Origin of the sequence: Rhizobium sp. 10PS4 (genome assembly GCF_032464805.1) — a bacterium.
GTDB lineage: Bacteria > Pseudomonadota > Alphaproteobacteria > Rhizobiales > Rhizobiaceae > Rhizobium > Rhizobium laguerreae.
In genome coordinates this window covers 176,172-190,520 of record NZ_JAWDIW010000008.1, presented here as the reverse complement: position 1 = coordinate 190,520, position 14,349 = coordinate 176,172, and the positions used below count along the sequence as shown (strand labels likewise).

General features: G+C 61.5%; 16 protein-coding genes. 4 read left to right on the top strand and 12 right to left on the bottom strand.

Annotated elements, in window-relative coordinates; translation table 11 throughout:
- Positions 1-6: 6 nt before the first annotated feature.
- From RWJ89_RS17150 to RWJ89_RS17140, 3 genes are all read right to left on the bottom strand, one after another.
- Entirely contained in the window at positions 7-1,890 is a 1,884-nt protein-coding gene (locus RWJ89_RS17150; protein WP_222060362.1) for an ABC-F family ATP-binding cassette domain-containing protein, read from the bottom strand.
- 154 nt (positions 1,891-2,044) lie between these two features.
- A complete protein-coding gene (locus RWJ89_RS17145; RefSeq protein ID WP_316031170.1) occupies positions 2,045-3,094 on the bottom strand; it encodes a GGDEF domain-containing protein in 1,050 nt (349 codons plus the stop codon).
- 141 nt (positions 3,095-3,235) lie between these two features.
- On the bottom strand, positions 3,236-3,745 hold the full coding sequence (locus tag RWJ89_RS17140; RefSeq protein ID WP_316031169.1) for a DinB family protein: 510 nt from the start codon (positions 3,743-3,745) through the stop codon (positions 3,236-3,238).
- A 139-nt stretch (positions 3,746-3,884) separates the two neighbouring features.
- Here RWJ89_RS17140 and RWJ89_RS17135 point away from each other — a divergent pair, with 139 nt between their 5' ends.
- The gene (locus RWJ89_RS17135; RefSeq protein WP_131640392.1) at positions 3,885-4,574 is read left to right on the top strand and encodes a glutathione S-transferase family protein; all 690 of its coding nucleotides are present in this window, start codon (positions 3,885-3,887) and stop codon (positions 4,572-4,574) included.
- A gap of 81 nt (positions 4,575-4,655) precedes the next feature.
- Complete coding sequence (gene ndk, locus RWJ89_RS17130) at positions 4,656-5,078, top strand: nucleoside-diphosphate kinase (protein ID WP_131640391.1); 423 nt, start codon at positions 4,656-4,658, stop codon at positions 5,076-5,078.
- Between the two features lie 84 nt (positions 5,079-5,162).
- Here the strand turns inward: ndk and RWJ89_RS17125 are convergent, their stop codons facing one another.
- Both RWJ89_RS17125 and RWJ89_RS17120 read right to left on the bottom strand, forming a co-directional pair.
- A complete protein-coding gene (locus tag RWJ89_RS17125; protein WP_131640390.1) occupies positions 5,163-5,663 on the bottom strand; it encodes a hypothetical protein in 501 nt (166 codons plus the stop codon).
- Positions 5,660-6,205: a CGNR zinc finger domain-containing protein gene (locus RWJ89_RS17120; protein ID WP_316031168.1), complete on the bottom strand. Its 546-nt coding sequence runs from the start codon at positions 6,203-6,205 to the stop codon at positions 5,660-5,662. Before RWJ89_RS17120 ends, RWJ89_RS17125 begins: the two co-directional genes overlap by 4 nt.
- A gap of 64 nt (positions 6,206-6,269) precedes the next feature.
- On the opposite strand from RWJ89_RS17120, the gene RWJ89_RS17115 reads away from it, so the two are divergent.
- The gene (locus tag RWJ89_RS17115; RefSeq protein WP_131664301.1) at positions 6,270-7,166 is read left to right on the top strand and encodes a branched-chain amino acid ABC transporter permease; all 897 of its coding nucleotides are present in this window, start codon (positions 6,270-6,272) and stop codon (positions 7,164-7,166) included.
- Position 7,167: 1 nt separating this feature from the next.
- On the opposite strand, the gene RWJ89_RS17110 is transcribed toward RWJ89_RS17115, so the two are convergent.
- From RWJ89_RS17110 to RWJ89_RS17090, 5 genes are all read right to left on the bottom strand, one after another.
- Positions 7,168-7,629, bottom strand: a complete 462-nt coding sequence (locus RWJ89_RS17110; RefSeq protein ID WP_025393988.1) for a molybdenum cofactor biosynthesis protein MoaE — start codon at positions 7,627-7,629, stop codon at positions 7,168-7,170.
- Between the two features lie 261 nt (positions 7,630-7,890).
- Complete coding sequence (moaD, locus tag RWJ89_RS17105) at positions 7,891-8,145, bottom strand: molybdopterin converting factor subunit 1 (protein ID WP_017959832.1); 255 nt, start codon at positions 8,143-8,145, stop codon at positions 7,891-7,893.
- Entirely contained in the window at positions 8,142-8,732 is a 591-nt protein-coding gene (gene pgsA / locus RWJ89_RS17100) for a CDP-diacylglycerol--glycerol-3-phosphate 3-phosphatidyltransferase (RefSeq protein WP_003547103.1), read from the bottom strand. Before pgsA ends, moaD begins: the two co-directional genes overlap by 4 nt.
- A 192-nt stretch (positions 8,733-8,924) precedes the next feature.
- On the bottom strand, positions 8,925-10,967 hold the full coding sequence (gene uvrC / locus RWJ89_RS17095) for an excinuclease ABC subunit UvrC (RefSeq protein WP_131664299.1): 2,043 nt from the start codon (positions 10,965-10,967) through the stop codon (positions 8,925-8,927).
- Positions 10,964-11,731, bottom strand: a complete 768-nt coding sequence (locus tag RWJ89_RS17090; protein ID WP_131664298.1) for an SDR family oxidoreductase — start codon at positions 11,729-11,731, stop codon at positions 10,964-10,966. The genes uvrC and RWJ89_RS17090 overlap by 4 nt, the downstream gene beginning before the upstream one ends.
- A 365-nt stretch (positions 11,732-12,096) precedes the next feature.
- Between RWJ89_RS17090 and RWJ89_RS17085 the strand changes: the two genes are divergently transcribed.
- A complete protein-coding gene (locus RWJ89_RS17085) occupies positions 12,097-12,732 on the top strand; it encodes an outer membrane protein (RefSeq protein ID WP_020049381.1) in 636 nt (211 codons plus the stop codon).
- Positions 12,733-12,817: 85 nt separating this feature from the next.
- Here RWJ89_RS17085 and RWJ89_RS17080 read toward each other — a convergent pair whose 3' ends face one another.
- Both RWJ89_RS17080 and RWJ89_RS17075 read right to left on the bottom strand, forming a co-directional pair.
- On the bottom strand, positions 12,818-13,414 hold the full coding sequence (locus tag RWJ89_RS17080) for a glutathione S-transferase (protein ID WP_168282745.1): 597 nt from the start codon (positions 13,412-13,414) through the stop codon (positions 12,818-12,820).
- Between the two features lie 62 nt (positions 13,415-13,476).
- A complete protein-coding gene (locus RWJ89_RS17075) occupies positions 13,477-14,346 on the bottom strand; it encodes a 23S rRNA (adenine(2030)-N(6))-methyltransferase RlmJ (RefSeq protein ID WP_131664296.1) in 870 nt (289 codons plus the stop codon).
- Positions 14,347-14,349: the final 3 nt, after the last annotated feature.

Genomic DNA, 14,349 nt, shown 5'->3' with positions numbered 1-14,349 from the left:
CTGTGGCTATCCCGCCATCGCTTCTTCGTATTCGGCCGACAGCATCAGCCAGTCTTCCTCGGCGGCAGCCAGGTTTGCCGCGGCTTCGCCGCGTTGCTTCGCCTTCTCGGCGGCTTTAGTGGGCGTCTTTTCGTAAAGGGCCGGATCCGCAAGTTCTGCGTCAAGCGCCTGAATCTGTTTCTCCAGCTTCGCCGTCAAGGATTCGATTTCATTGATCTTTTTCCTGAGCGGCGTCAGCGAGGCGCGACGTTCGGCATTGAGCTTGCGCTGGTCGGCCTTCGACGTCGCGTCTTCAACTAGCTGCGGCTTTTCTTCTTTTTTTTTACCGGAACTGACGATCAGGTCGCGATACTCGTCCATATCGCCTTCGAAACTCGTCACCGTACCGCCATTGACCAGCCACAGCCGGTCTACCGTCGCCTCGATCAGATGGCGATCATGCGAGATCAGGATGACGGCGCCTTCATAGTCGTTCAGCGCCTCGATCAGCGCGCGGCGGCTGTCGATGTCGAGGTGGTTGGTCGGCTCGTCGAGGATCAGCAGATTGGGCGCATTGAAGGCGGCAAGCCCCATCAGCAATCGGGCTTTTTCGCCGCCGGAAAGATCCTTGGCGGCCGTCGCCATCTTTTCGGTCGCAAGCCCCATCTGGGCGACGCGAGCGCGCACCTTGGCTTCCGGCGCGCCTGGCATCAGGCGGCGCACATGCTCCACCGCCGATTGCTCGGGAATGAGGTCGTCGAGCTGGTGCTGCGCGAAGAAGCCGATCTTCAGGCTCGGCGCGATCTTCACTTCACCGCTCTCCGGCGCCAGCCGGCCGGAGATGAATTTGGCGAAGGTCGATTTGCCGTTGCCGTTCGAGCCGAGCAGGGCGATGCGGTCGTCATTGTCGATGCGCAGATTGAGGTTCTTCAGGATCGGATTGCCGGGCTCGTAGCCGACGGCGCCGCTCTGGATCGCGACGATCGGCGAAGCCGGCTGCTTTTCTGGCTCAGGAAAAGTGATCGGCTGGACGTGGTCCTCGATGACGGCGGCGACCGTTCCCATGCGCTCCAGCGCCTTGACGCGCGATTGTGCCTGCCGGGCCTTGGAGGCCTTGGCCTTGAAGCGATCGATGAAGCCCTGGAGATGTTTGCGCGCCGCGTCGTTCTTGGCCTTGGCCTTGGTCTGCAACTCGTCGGCTTCCGCTTTCTGCCGCTCGAACTGGTCGTATCCGCCGCGATAAAAGGTGAGCTTCTTCTGGTCGAGGTGGACGATTGCATTGACCGCGTTGTTCAACAGGTCGCGATCGTGGCTGATGATGATGACGGTATGCGGATAGCGCCTGACATAATCTTCCAGCCACAGCGTGCCTTCGAGGTCGAGATAGTTGGTCGGCTCGTCGAGCAGGAGCAGGTCCGGCTCGGAAAACAGCACGGCGGCAAGGGCGACGCGCATGCGCCAGCCGCCGGAGAAGGAGGAGGCAGGGCGGGCCTGCGCATCCTTGTCGAAGCCCAGGCCGGCAAGAATGCTCGCCGCACGCGCTTCGGCGGAATGCGCGTCGATATCGACAAGACGCATCTGGATTTCGGCGATGCGATGCGGATCGGTTGCCGTTTCCGCCTCGGCAACGAGAGCGGTGCGTTCCTTGTCCGCGGCAAGCACGATTTCGATCAGGGCGTCTTCGGTCGCCGGCGCTTCCTGTGCCACCTGGCCGATGCGTGCGGCCTTGGGGATCGACACCGATCCGCTCTCCGAGCCGAGATCGCCGGTGATGACGCGAAACAGCGTGGACTTGCCGGCGCCGTTGCGCCCGACGAGCCCAGCCTTCGTGCCTGAAGGCAGCGAAACGCTGGCATTGTCGAGAAGCAGGCGCCCGGCGATGCGGGCGGAAATATCGGTGAGCGTGATCATGGCCGGCGTTTTGGCCGAAAGCGCTCGCTAAGGCAAGAGCGCTTATCCCGCGCCAAGCTTGCTTGTGCGCTGACAAGCTTGCTTATCCCCGCGGCAAGCTCGCTTGTCCGCCCCAAGCTTGCTTGTCTCGCGACCAGAACAATTGTCCGCCGCCTCAGCGGCCGAAAGCCTGCACCGGCAGTCGGGGGTTCGATCGCGCGGCGAGAAGTGCCACGCGGGCATTGGCCTGCAATTGTCCCGGCGTTGCCGCGTCGGTGCTGAGCGCCACGCCGATCGAGATGGTGAGTCTGCCGGGATCGGCCTTGTCGGATGTCGCGAAGACGAGGTTGTCCTCGACAGAGGCGCGCAGGCGTTCGGCAATCGTCATCGCATCCTGCATGCCGACATTGGAAAACAACAGGGCGAATTCGTCAGCCTCCGTGCGGGCGACGAAATCGTTTTTCTTGACGGACTTGCTGAGCAGGCCGGCGAGCTTCTTCAGGAGCTTGTTGCCGGCCTGGGTGCCGTATTTGTCGTTGAGATCGGTGAAATTGTCGATATCGACCGTGATCAGCGCGCTGCCGGCGGCACCTTCTTCTCGCTTGTAGAGATCGGCGATCGTCCGGTTCAGTGCGACGCGGTTTGGAAGTCCGGTGATCCTGTCGGCGATCGCGGCCGATTGCATCGCCGAAATGCCTCGCTCCAGCGTTTCCAGCGTCTTGATATCGTCCTGCAGCTTCGCGCCGATTTCCATCTCCGCCGCAAGAACGGTCGAAAGCGAGGCAGTGAGGTAGTCGATCTCGCTGAGGAAGGCGGCAAGGCTCTGATCGTCATGGCCGGACACGGATTTCAGGATCGTGCCGCAGGCGCGCGCAAAGGCATTCTTGTGCTTCAGCCCTTCGGCAAGCCTTTCCGCCACGTCGCGCAGCATCCGGCTCGCCTCGTTCCGTGATGTCTCGCCGGCCAGCCCGCAATGGCCGACGAGGCGATATTTCAGGCCGAGCTCGTCGAGCATCGGCTGTTGCGGCTGGGACCCGAGTGCCGCAATATCCTGCGCAAGGCCGGCATTGAGCCCGACGATCGCCTCGTGAAAGAGTTCGTAATTGCGCGGGAGTGCCGCGACGTTCAGACGCGCCATGTGCTGGGCGATCTTCTGAATATCCGCCATCGGCGCCGGGCGCGCAGCCTCGCGCGGCACCAATGCGTTTGCGCTTGCATTCTGCATGACGATCCCTCGCGGCAGCCTCTTTTCCTGTGTTCCGCTATGCCCGCAAGCTTTTAAGAGAGGCTGAACTTTCAATCGGAAGCCCTGGATTCGCGGGCGGAACCCGTAAAGGCGGTTAACGCGGCCTTGATGGCGAAGACCTCACATCCATTCGCGGCCCTCGACCCGCAGGAAGTAGATGAGGTCCAGCACGAGGCTCGGCTTGCCGAGCGCCGTCAGCGTCATGTGGCACTGGCCGCGATGATGGGTCTGGTGGTTGAAGAAATGCGCGAGCGCCGACGACAGAGGCTGGGTGATCTCGACCGGCTGTACCACTGTTACATAGGTGAAGTTGGCGGCAAGCGCCGCCTCGTCCAGCATGCCCGTCCAGGCAATGATACGCTCGTCCTCTGCTTTGCGTGCGCCGGCAAGCGCATCCAGATCTTCGAAGAGCACGGCATCGAGTGTCGCCGGCGCTTCGCCGGTGCCGGTGAAGCGCTTCATCCATATCCGGTCGGCGACGATCAGATGATTGAGCGTGCGATGCAGTGAGCCGAAGAAGGCGCCGCGGCCGCTGCGGAATTCTGCATCGCTGAGTTCGGCGGCAGCCGCATAGACTTGGCGGTTGGCCCAGCGATTATAGGCGGCGAACATCCTGTAATGTCTGAGCATTCCGTCCCTCCCGGATTGGTCGCGGCAGTTTAGCCCCTTTTCCCGGAAATCGCAGTGATGCGCCCATGAAATTTCCTGATTTGATCGCAGGCACTTTCTGTCGTCGAATGCATTAAGCTGCGATCTCGAAAGGACTGTCATGACCAGAGCCCTCTATTCCCTCTGCGGCGCCGACGAACGGCGCTTCTTTTCGCCCCATTGCTGGAAGGCGGTGATGGCGCTGGCGCATAAGGGGCTCGATTTCGAGGAAATTCCGACGACTTATGCCCGCATCCGCGCGATTGGCGGCGGCGTCTCGTCGATCGTGCCCGTTCTCGACGATAATGGCCGACTGATTCCAGACAGCTTCGACATCGCCCTTTATCTGGAGGGGGCTTATCCCGAGCGGCCGTCGCTGTTCAACGGCGAGGGCGGCAAGGCGCTGTCGCGCATGGTGGAAGGCTATTCGCAGATGATCATCCATCCAGCGATCATGCGCATTGCCCTTCTCGACATCCATGCGAACCTCGATGAGGCAGACAAGGCCTATTTCCGCGAAAGCCGGGAGGCTCGGCTCGGCAAACCGCTGGAGGTGGTTGCCGCCGACAGCGAGGCGGAGAAGGCTACCTTCGGCGCCAAACTGGAGCCGCTCCGGCACATGCTGAAGTTCCAGCCCTTCATCGGCGGGCAGACACCGCTCTTTGCCGACTATATCGTCTTCGGCGCGCTGCAATGGCTGCGTGTGTCCGCCGGTCTCGCCATGCTAGCTGCCGACGATCCCGTCATGGCCTGGTTCGAACGCTGCCTCGATCTTCACCAAAGCCGCGGCAGGACTGTGACAGCGGCGTGAAATTGCCGCCTACCTCTTGTTTTCGGGCGTTGGGGCGGGTAAAGACCGCCCACTTTTCCCGAGAAAACAGAGGATTTGACTATGGCGATTGAACGCACCTTCTCGATGATCAAGCCGGACGCGACCAAGCGCAACCTGACGGGCGCCATCACCAAGATGCTCGAAGATGCCGGCCTGCGTGTCGTCGCTTCCAAGCGCGTCTGGATGAGCCGTCGCGAAGCCGAAGGCTTCTACGCCGTTCACAAGGACCGTCCCTTCTTCGGCGAACTGGTCGAAGGCATGATCTCCGGCCCGACCGTCGTCCAGGTGCTGGAAGGCGAAGGCGCGATCCTCAAGAACCGCGAGATCATGGGCGCGACCAACCCGGCTAACGCTGACGAAGGCACGATCCGCAAGGTTCACGCTCTGTCGATCGGCGAAAATTCCGTTCACGGCTCGGACGCTCCTGAAACGGCTGCCCAGGAAATCAAGTACTGGTTCTCTGATACCGAAATCGTCGGCTGAGGCCTCGCTTCGGCATTCGCCGGCAATGCCTTGAACTGACTCTCGAAAGCCGGGGCCACGCTCCGGCTTTTTCTATGCATTTCTCTATGCCGGGCATTTGTCCGTATTCGAGAAATCGACGCTGCCGTCAGGCTTGAAGACCTCCGGGTTCTTGTCATAAAACGCGCCGACGACGAGTGGCTTGCTCGGTAGGACGGTCTGGTCGAGGTCGGACCGGAACTGCGTCTTCAATTCCTGCAGCACCTTGCCGTCCTTGTCGACCAGCCGGACACTGACGGAATAGGGACGGTCCTTGCGCACGCAATGCAGGTTTTCGCTCTGCAGCGCGATCTTGTCGTCGATCGGATAGATCTTCTGGTTCAGCACCAGCGGATCGCCTCCTTGCGGATTTTCGAATTCAGCGATGATGACCGAACCGTCGGGGATGGGCCCCGTCTTTTTCAGCGTCAGCAGGTAGGTGGCGCTCGCCACCCGATAGTTGAAGACGAAGAGATGGCCGGTGACCTCGACCAGGTTTTCAGCCTGGCGCTGGCAGGCTGACAGTATCAGCCCGGCGGCGGCCATCATGATCCAATGCTTTCTCATGGTGTCTCCTCCTTCTTGCGGCGATAGTGACGGTTCGCCTTGGCGCGGTTGCCGCAGACCGCCATGTCGCACCAGGCCCGGCTTCTGTTTTTGCTGCGGTCGATGAACAGCCAGCCGCAATTGCCGCAGATCTTCATGCGCTCCGGATCGGGCATGGCGATCAGCCGCAGCGCCGAATGGGCGGTCGCCGCAACCAAGCTGTCGGGCCTCGTGTCGCGCAACGCCTTCGCCAGTGCCTCCAGCAGGCTAGCGAGCAGTTGGTCGTCGCCTCCATCAAGTATACGCTCGCGGAAATAGAGATCGATTGTTTCCCGCAGCGCGATGAAATCCGCTTCGTTTTCCGCCGCGACCGGCGCGATGTCGCCGAAGAGGGCGCGCTCGGCGCAGAATTCGGCGGCAGCGCGCGGAAAGCTCCGCATCTGGTCCCTGACCGCGAAGCGGTCGATACGCCGCGTGGTATCGTGGCGCAGAACGACGCTGTTGACGACATCGAGCGCCAGTGCGCCGCCGGCAAAGCGGTGAGGGGTCCAGGAAAAGCTCATGATAAATTATAACTGACGAAATGGGTTTTACCAGTTATAATTTTGGTGACGCGGAGTGTCTGGAATGGCTTATCTTCTGCAGCAGCTGGCGAATTCGGTTCCGCTGGCCGCCCTCTATGCCGCGCTTGCCTTCGGTTACGCCGTCGCCTTCGGCGTGACGAAGCGGGCCGACATCACCTATGGGGCGATCTTTGCCTTTGCGGGCCAGATCCTGCTGCTCTTCACCGACCTCGCCTTCAACCGCTTCTGGCTGGTGCTGCCGGCCGCCCTTGCCGTCGGCGCCGGCGCTTCGATCGTCTATTCGCTGGCGGCGGGCCTATGGATCGGTCGCTCGATCATGCTGCCGCTGGTCAGCAAATCGCCGAATACGGTCATCGTCGCTGCCCTCGGCATCATGATCGTCCTCATGGAGACCGCCCGGCTTGCCGCCAATACCCGCGCCATCTGGCTGCCGCCGTTCCTGAACGACACGGTCGTCTTCTGGAGCGACGGCCCGTTCAAGGTGACGCTCACCCATATCCAGTTGATCGACACCGCGCTGATGTGCGCCATCGTCGCCGTGGGTACGCTGATCCTCAGGCGCACGGCCTGGGGCCGCGTCTGGCGCGCCGTCACCGATGATCCGCTGGCCGCCGAACTCTGCGGCACCAGCGCCAACCGCGTCTTTCTTGTCGCCTATGGGGCAGCAGCCCTCGTCGCCACCATCTGCGGCATCCTCGCGACTTTCTACTACGGCTCGATGGATTTCGGCGCCGGCCTTATGTTCGGGTTGAAGGTGCTGCTGATCGCAGCCGTCGGCGGCCATTCCGATCCGCTGCGCTCGGCAGGCGGCGCTGCCGGGCTTGCCGTTGTCGAAACCATGTGGGGCGCATACGGCCCCTTCGTCTGGCGGGATCTGGTCGTTTTCTCGCTGCTCGTCCTGCTCCTGGTGATGAGCCGCAGGGAGCGCGTGGTTCTCTAATTTACTTCCACTTGTCACGCGCCGCGTCGTCGGCGTCTTTCGCCGAGACCCAGTCGCCGGTGGTGCCATCTCCAGCGTGCTCCTTCTTCCAGAAGGGGGCTGCAGTCTTCAGGAAATCCATGACGAAATTGGCGCCGTCGAACGCCGCCTGCCGGTGCGGCGCGGCTGCGACGACGAGCACGATATTCTCGCCGGCAGCGATCTTCCCGTAGCGGTGGATGGCGGTCAGCCCGAGCAACCCGAAACGCCCGATGGCAAGATCGCCGATGCGCCGCATCTCCGCCTCCGCCATGCCGGGATAATGCTCGAGTTCGAGGGCGGCCAGTGTCCCGCCTTCATCACGGCAGAGGCCGGAAAAAGTGACGACGGCGCCGATGCCGGCTTTGCCCTTGGAGAGGCGATCGACCTCGGCTTGCAGGTCGAAGTCCTCATGCTGGACGCGGATGGTGGGGGTGATGGTCATGATAACATCCCCAACTGCTTTGATGTCGTAGCGGAGGCTATGGAGAGGGCGTGCCGTGCCAACCCCCCTCTGCCCTGCCGGGCATCTCCCCCACAAGGAGGGAGATTACGCGTGGCTTGACCATCGTGCCCATCTACAGTTTTGCCAAGCTGAATCGCCGATTGTTTGGGGAGGCCGGTGCGCCCAGCCAATCTCCCTCCTTGTGGGGGAGATGCCCGGCAGGGCAGAGGGGGGTAGCGACACGGCATCATGGTCACCGCCCTATCCACCCGTCATCGGCGGAAATATCCCGATTTCACGTGCGCCTGATATCGGTTCGTCATGCTCGACATGCTCCATGTCGAGCGCCACGCGGATCACGTCGGGATATTGAAGTGCGGTCTCATATTCTTCGCCCAGCGTCTTCAAATGATTCAAGAGATCGGCGACGGTGACGACGGAGGAGGGGAGGTCGATCTCCTCCTCGCCCTTGCCGATGCGCTCGCGCACCCAGGCGAAATAGACAAGTCGCGTCATTCTTCATCATCCACGATATGTTTCACCCCGGCGCGGAAATAGTCGTAGCCGGTATAGATCGTCAGCAGCGCCGCGATCCACAGCAGCGCGATGCCGGTCTGCGTCGTATAGGGGAAAATCTCGTCGCCGGCAGGGCCGGCGAGCAGGAAGGCGATGGCGACAAGCTGCAGCGTCGTCTTCCACTTTGCGATCCGCGTCACCGGCACGCTGACCTTCAGCGCCGCCAGATATTCGCGTAGGCCCGACACCAGGATCTCGCGGCAGAGAATGGTGATCGCCGCCCAGATCGACCAGCCGGCGATCGTCTGGTCGGCCGCGACCAGGAGGAGGATCGAGGCGACCAGCAGCTTGTCGGCGATCGGGTCGAGCATGCGGCCGATATTCGACGTCTGGTTCCAGATGCGCGCGAGATAACCGTCGAGGAAATCGGTGAGCGAAGCGATGACGAAGATCCACAGCGCCACCCAACGCGCCGTATTGCTGATCGACAGCCTGCCCTCGATGAAGAAGCAGAGAACGATCAGCGGTACGGCGAGGATACGGCCGTAGGTCAGGAGATTGGGAATGCTGTACGCACGCGATGCCATGGGATCGTTTCTCTGAATTGATGCACCGCTACAGCGCCGCGCGCCTTTTCAGACGAGCCAAGGACGCTGTAACACTTTAGAACCTCCGCATCATGCTCGGGCCGATGCGGTAGATGACGGCTTTGGCCGCGGACCGTCAACATTCTTTCTGTCTTTTCACCGCCTTTGCGTGGAATTTGCGACGGACGCCGGTTATTTCGCGGCGTCGTCGTGGAAATGGTTATAGACCTGCCTGGCGACGGCTTCCGATATGCCTTCCACCGCCATCAGGTCGGACAGGGCTGCGCGCGAAACCGCCTTTGCCGTGCCGAAATGCTGGAGCAGCGCGCGTTTGCGCGACGGCCCGATGCCGCCGATCTCGTCGAGCGGGTTCTTGATCATTTCCTTCTTGCGCCGCGCCCGGTGTGAGCCGATCGCGAAACGGTGCGCTTCGTCGCGCATGCGCTGGATAAAGTAGAGCACCGGATCGCGCGGCGGCAGCGTGAAGCTCTCGCGTCCGGCCGGGAAGAAGCGTTCGCGCCCGGCATCGCGGTCGACGCCCTTGGCGATGCCGATCGCCGTCACGCTGTCGGTGATGCCGAGTTCGGCAAGGATGGCGCGCACCGCCGTCATCTGCCCCTGGCCGCCATCGATGAGGATCACATCGGGCCAGGTCGGAAAGGGCATGTCGGCTGCATCGGGCGTGGCCACCTGCGCCGTCCGGTCAGGAATGCCTTCCTCCTTGATCAGCCGCGAGAACCGCCGCGTCATCACCTCCTTCATCATGCCGAAGTCGTCGCCGGGCGTGATGTCGGTCGATTTGATGTTGAACTTGCGGTACTGGTTCTTGACGAAACCTTCCGGCCCCGCGACCACCATGCCGCCGACGGCATTGGTGCCCATGATATGTGAGTTGTCGTAGATCTCGATGCGCTGCGGTGCATAGGCAAGCCCGAACGTTTCCTTGAAACCTTCGAGCAGCCGCGACTGCGACGCCGTCTCGGCAAGCTTTCGCCCATGCGCCTCGCGTGCATTGCCGACGACATGGTCGACCAGATCGCGCTTCTCGCCGCGTTGCGGCACCAGAATGGAAACCTTGTGGCCGGCTTTTTCGCTGAGTGCGGCGGCAAGCAGCTCCAACTCCTCCACCGTCTGCGACAGCATGATCTGCTTCGGCACCGGCTTGTCGTCGTAGAACTGCGCGAGGAACGAGTTCAGCACTTCGGCGCTCGAAAGCTGCGGATCGGCCTTCGGGAAATAGGCGCGGTTGCCCCAGTTCTGGCCGGTGCGGAAGAAGAACACCTGGATGCAGGAGATGCCGCCTTCATGGTGGATGGCGAAGACGTCAGCCTCCTCGACGCCGGCCGGATTGATGCCCTGGTGGCTCTGCACATGCGACAATGCCGCCAGGCGATCGCGATAGATTGCCGCCCGCTCGAAGTCGAGATCCTCGGCCGCCTGGTTCATCGCCTCGGCCATATGCGACTTCACCTTCTGGCTCTTGCCGGACAGGAAGTCCTTCGCCTCCTGCACCAGTTCGCCGTAACCCTGATCGCTGATCTCGTGGGTGCACGGCCCGGAACAGCGCTTGATCTGGTAGAGCAGGCAGGGTCGCGTGCGCGTTTCGAAGACGCTGTCGGTGCAGGTGCGGATCAGGAAGGCGCGCTGCAGCGAGTTGATCGTCCGTCCGACCGCGCCGGCCGAAGCAAAAGGTCCGAAATAGTCGCCCTTTCGCGCTCTCGCACCACGATGTTTGAAGATTGCTGGCGCCCGGTGGTCGCCGGTGATGAGGATATAGGGAAAGGACTTGTCGTCGCGCAAAAGCACATTAAAGCGCGGCCGCAAGCGCTTGATCAGATTCGCTTCCAAGAGCAGCGCTTCGGTTTCCGTGCGCGTCGTCACGAATTCCATGTTCGCCGTCTGGCGCACCATCTGGGCGATGCGGTTGGAATGCACGCGGCCGACCGCGTAATTGTTGACCCGCTTCTTCAGGCTGCGCGCCTTGCCGACATAGAGCACGTCGCCCTCGGCATTGAACATGCGGTAGACGCCGGGGCTGTTCGGCAGCCGCTTGACGAATTCGCCGATCAGGTCCGCGCCGAGGAGTCCGGTTTCATTGAGGCTGCCCGCATTCCAATCGACCGTCGCCGCAAGCGGCGCGGCGACGGAAGCGTCGCCTTCCACCTCGATATCGTCTTCGCTCTCGTCCGTGTCGTCGTAGAGAACGCCGCCATCCGGCAGCTTTCGTCCGTTCATTCCGTAATCTCCGCCACATCGGGCGTCTGCCACGCAAGGTGCTGGCCGCCGTCGAGGGCAATCATCTGGCCGGTGATCGAGGGCGTGTCGTAAAGGAAGCGAATCGTTTGTCCGAATTCTTCCAGCGCCGGCCCTCGCTGCAAGATAAGGGCTGAGACCTGCGCTTGGAAGTCCTCCATCTTCTGTCGTTCGCTCGGCATCGAGGGGCCGGGGCCGATGGCATTGACGCGGATGCGTGGCGCCAATGCCTGTGCAAGCGTCTGCGTCGCCGTCCACAGCGCGGATTTGGAGAGGGTATAGGAATAGAAGCTGGGCCTCAGCGCCCAAACCCGCTGGTCGATGATATTGACGATCAGCCCCGCTGCCTCAGCGGGCACCTGCTGCGCGAAGGCCGCCGCAAGGATAGAGGGCGCACGGACATGCAGGTCGAAGTGCAATGCCCATGTGGCGGCATTGAAACTACGCGCTGAATCATACTGGAAGACCGACGCATTATTGACGAGCAGATCGAGCGGCCCGAGCGCTTCCGACGCCTTCGCGACCAACGCGCCCGTTTCGCCGAGATCGCTAAGATCGGCCTGCAGCGCGACCGCCCTTTGTCCCTTTCGCCGCAATTCCGCCACCAGCTCTTCGGCCTCACCGATGGAGCCGTTCGCGTGGATCGCAACGGAAAAGCCATTTGCAGCAAGGTCTTCGGCGATTGCCCGGCCTATTCTTTTGGCGGCCCCTGTTATAAGGGCCGAGCGAAGTCTTTTGTGGTTCAAAATCTTGCCTTCTGATCCCGCGAGTCTGTCCGCAGACTATATAGGGGCCGACGGAGATTATATAAATAGGCCGTTGCGGTTGCGTCCGGGAGCCGGATATTCTATGTATTATTTAAGAATGCGATTTCCTAAAATAAGTATTTTAAGTTTAACTATTCAGTAGGGTTAACAAAGTGTATGTTGCGCCAAAGCAACATCGAATTTCAGCCATGGCGCAGCCACAATGATATCACAATTTGGCTCTTTCAAATCCGCATTTCAGTTCCAATTTCAATCTCGATCCGGAAGGGACATCTGGCAATATCCCGCCAATGCTTCACTGATAGACAGTTGACAAGCGGCGCGGGACTGAAAGGAGACTAAGTATGCGTGTACTCATTGCTGGCCTCATGGCCTCCGTTTTTGCAATTGCGGGCGTCTCGGCAGCTCAGGCGGCCGATGCCGTCGACCAGGTTCCGGAAGCACCGGTCGCCCAGGAAGCTCCAGTCAAGCCGGCCGGCAGTTGGGAAGGTTTCTACCTCGGCGGCGCCGGCACCTATAACATGGGTGACTTCGGTTCCGATCGCCACACCTACGGTTTCGGCGGCCAGGTCTTTACCGGCTACAACTGGCAGCAGGGCCAGATCGTTTACGGCGTTGAATCCGATCTCGGCTACAGCGGCGACGACGTCTCCTCGGGCGGCGTCGAGAACAAGTATGGCTGGAACGGCTCCGTCCGTGGCCGCGTCGGCTACGACATGAACCCCTTCCTGCTCTACGGCACGGCCGGTCTCGCCATCGGCGACGTCAAGGTTTCCGACGACACTTCGGACGAAAGCAAGACGAACTTCGGCTATACGGTCGGCGCCGGCGTCGAAGCCTTCGTGACCAACAACATCACGACGCGCTTGGAATATCGCTACACCGACTACCAGAGCAAGGACTACGACCTCGACTCCGGCAGCTTCTCGCGCGGTTACGACGAGAACAGCGTCAAGCTCGGTATCGGCGTCAAGTTCTAAGCTGGTCGAATATCCGAACATGGAAAAGCCGGGCACGTCGCCCGGCTTTTTGCTGTCCGCCTGTCTCTCCAGACGTTGAGCCCGCTCAGCCCTCAGACTTGAGCTCGCGGTGGGCAGGGAATTTTTTCTCGAACTGGGCAAGCCAGTCGATCAGCGGCGCATGATCGGCTTCCCACTGGTCCTTGAAGCGCAGCTCGAGATAGTCGAGCGTCGCGGCCAGCGCGAAATGTCCGCCATTGAGGTTCTTGCCTGTTTTCGGCGGGTTGGCGCTGAGATGAGCGAGCCCGCTCGTCGCCTTCTTCCACTGCCGGTCGATCCATGGCTGATGAATTTTTTCCTCGTCGCGGAAGCGCCGCTCGTAGACGATCGCCAGCAGGCAGTCGCAGATGCCGTCGCAGAGCGCTTCGAGGATTTCCGCATCCGTGCGCTTGCCCTTCTTGGAAGGGTAGAGCCCGCCCTTCGTCAGCCGGTCGAAATAATGCATGATCGCCACGCTGTCGTATATCGAGACCCCGTCATCGGTCAGCAGCGTCGGGATCTTGCCGAGCGGATTGTTGTCCACCAGGATCGCCGGTGCGGTATTGGTATCGACCCGGATGGCGTTCAGCTCCAGCCCCAGAAAATGCGCGGCCATCCGCACCTTGTTGGAATAGGGCGAGGCGGGCGAACAAAGGAGCTTCATGGGACACCTGATAAGGTTGTGGACTGCGGCGGCGCGGACTATTCCTGAAGGCGATTGGCTGGTCAATCGTCCTTGACCGCCTTGTTCTCGCCGCGCAGCCAGAAGGCGCGGTGCGAGGCGAAGCGGTCTTGCGCCAGATGGTCCTTCAATGCCGGCAGCAACTGGTGCAACTCGTCCTTCAGAGTGAAGGGTGGGTTGACGATAACGAGGCCTGAGCCCGTCAGTCCCGTGATGCCGCGATCGCTGCGAACGGCGAGTTCGGCGCAGAGCATTTTCGGGATGTCGAGCGCCTGCAGGGTCTCGTGGAATTCCTTGATCGGCGCGCCCTTCTTCATCGGATACCACAGGCAATAGGTGCCGCCGGGGAAGCGCCGATAGGCCTTTTCCAGCCCCTCGGCCAGCCGCTGATATTCGTCCTCTTCCTCGAAGGGCGGATCGACGAGCACGATGCCGCGCTTCTCCTTCGGTGGCAGATGCGCGCCGAGCGCCAGCCAGCCGTCGAGCTCGGTAATGCGGGCGTGGTGATCGCCCTCAAACAGCCGGTGCAGCCGGGCGAAATCCTCGGGATGCAGTTCCATCGCCGACAGCCGGTCCTGCGGCCGGAACAGCATGCGCGCAAGTTTCGGCGAACCGGGATAGAAACGGATGCCGCCCTCAGGATTGAGTTCGCGGATCGCCGAGAGGTAGGGCTCCAGCAGTTCAGAGACCTGAGGGCCGAGTTCTGCCTCCATCAGCTTGCCGATGCCATCGAGCCATTCGCCGGTTTTCTGCGCTTCTTCGGAGGAGAGGTCGTAGAGCCCGATGCCGGCATGCGTATCGAGCACGCGGAACCCGCCATCCTTCTTCTGCATGTAGCGGATCAGCCGCGTCAGCACGACATGTTTCAGCACATCGGCAAAGTTGCCCGCGTGATAAATGTGGCGGTAGTTCATTTT

Bases quoted from the DNA above. Each gene is read 5' to 3' on its own strand.
- RWJ89_RS17150 (WP_222060362.1), bottom strand. From the start codon at position 1,890: ATGATCACGCTCACCGATATTTCCGCCCGCATCGCCGGGCGCCTGCTT.
- pgsA (WP_003547103.1), bottom strand. From the start codon at position 8,732: ATGGCATCGCGTGCGTACAGCATTCCCAATCTCCTGACCTACGGCCGT.
- RWJ89_RS17085 (WP_020049381.1), top strand. From the start codon at position 12,097: ATGCGTGTACTCATTGCTGGCCTCATGGCCTCCGTTTTTGCAATTGCG.
- RWJ89_RS17145 (WP_316031170.1), bottom strand. From the start codon at position 3,094: ATGCAGAATGCAAGCGCAAACGCATTGGTGCCGCGCGAGGCTGCGCGC.
- RWJ89_RS17115 (WP_131664301.1), top strand. From the start codon at position 6,270: ATGGCTTATCTTCTGCAGCAGCTGGCGAATTCGGTTCCGCTGGCCGCC.
- RWJ89_RS17120 (WP_316031168.1), bottom strand. From the start codon at position 6,205: ATGAGCTTTTCCTGGACCCCTCACCGCTTTGCCGGCGGCGCACTGGCG.
- RWJ89_RS17080 (WP_168282745.1), bottom strand. From the start codon at position 13,414: ATGAAGCTCCTTTGTTCGCCCGCCTCGCCCTATTCCAACAAGGTGCGG.
- uvrC (WP_131664299.1), bottom strand. From the start codon at position 10,967: ATGAACGGACGAAAGCTGCCGGATGGCGGCGTTCTCTACGACGACACG.
- RWJ89_RS17140 (WP_316031169.1), bottom strand. From the start codon at position 3,745: ATGCTCAGACATTACAGGATGTTCGCCGCCTATAATCGCTGGGCCAAC.
- RWJ89_RS17075 (WP_131664296.1), bottom strand. From the start codon at position 14,346: ATGAACTACCGCCACATTTATCACGCGGGCAACTTTGCCGATGTGCTG.
- ndk (WP_131640391.1), top strand. From the start codon at position 4,656: ATGGCGATTGAACGCACCTTCTCGATGATCAAGCCGGACGCGACCAAG.
- RWJ89_RS17110 (WP_025393988.1), bottom strand. From the start codon at position 7,629: ATGACCATCACCCCCACCATCCGCGTCCAGCATGAGGACTTCGACCTG.
- RWJ89_RS17135 (WP_131640392.1), top strand. From the start codon at position 3,885: ATGACCAGAGCCCTCTATTCCCTCTGCGGCGCCGACGAACGGCGCTTC.
- RWJ89_RS17125 (WP_131640390.1), bottom strand. From the start codon at position 5,663: ATGAGAAAGCATTGGATCATGATGGCCGCCGCCGGGCTGATACTGTCA.
- moaD (WP_017959832.1), bottom strand. From the start codon at position 8,145: ATGACGCGACTTGTCTATTTCGCCTGGGTGCGCGAGCGCATCGGCAAG.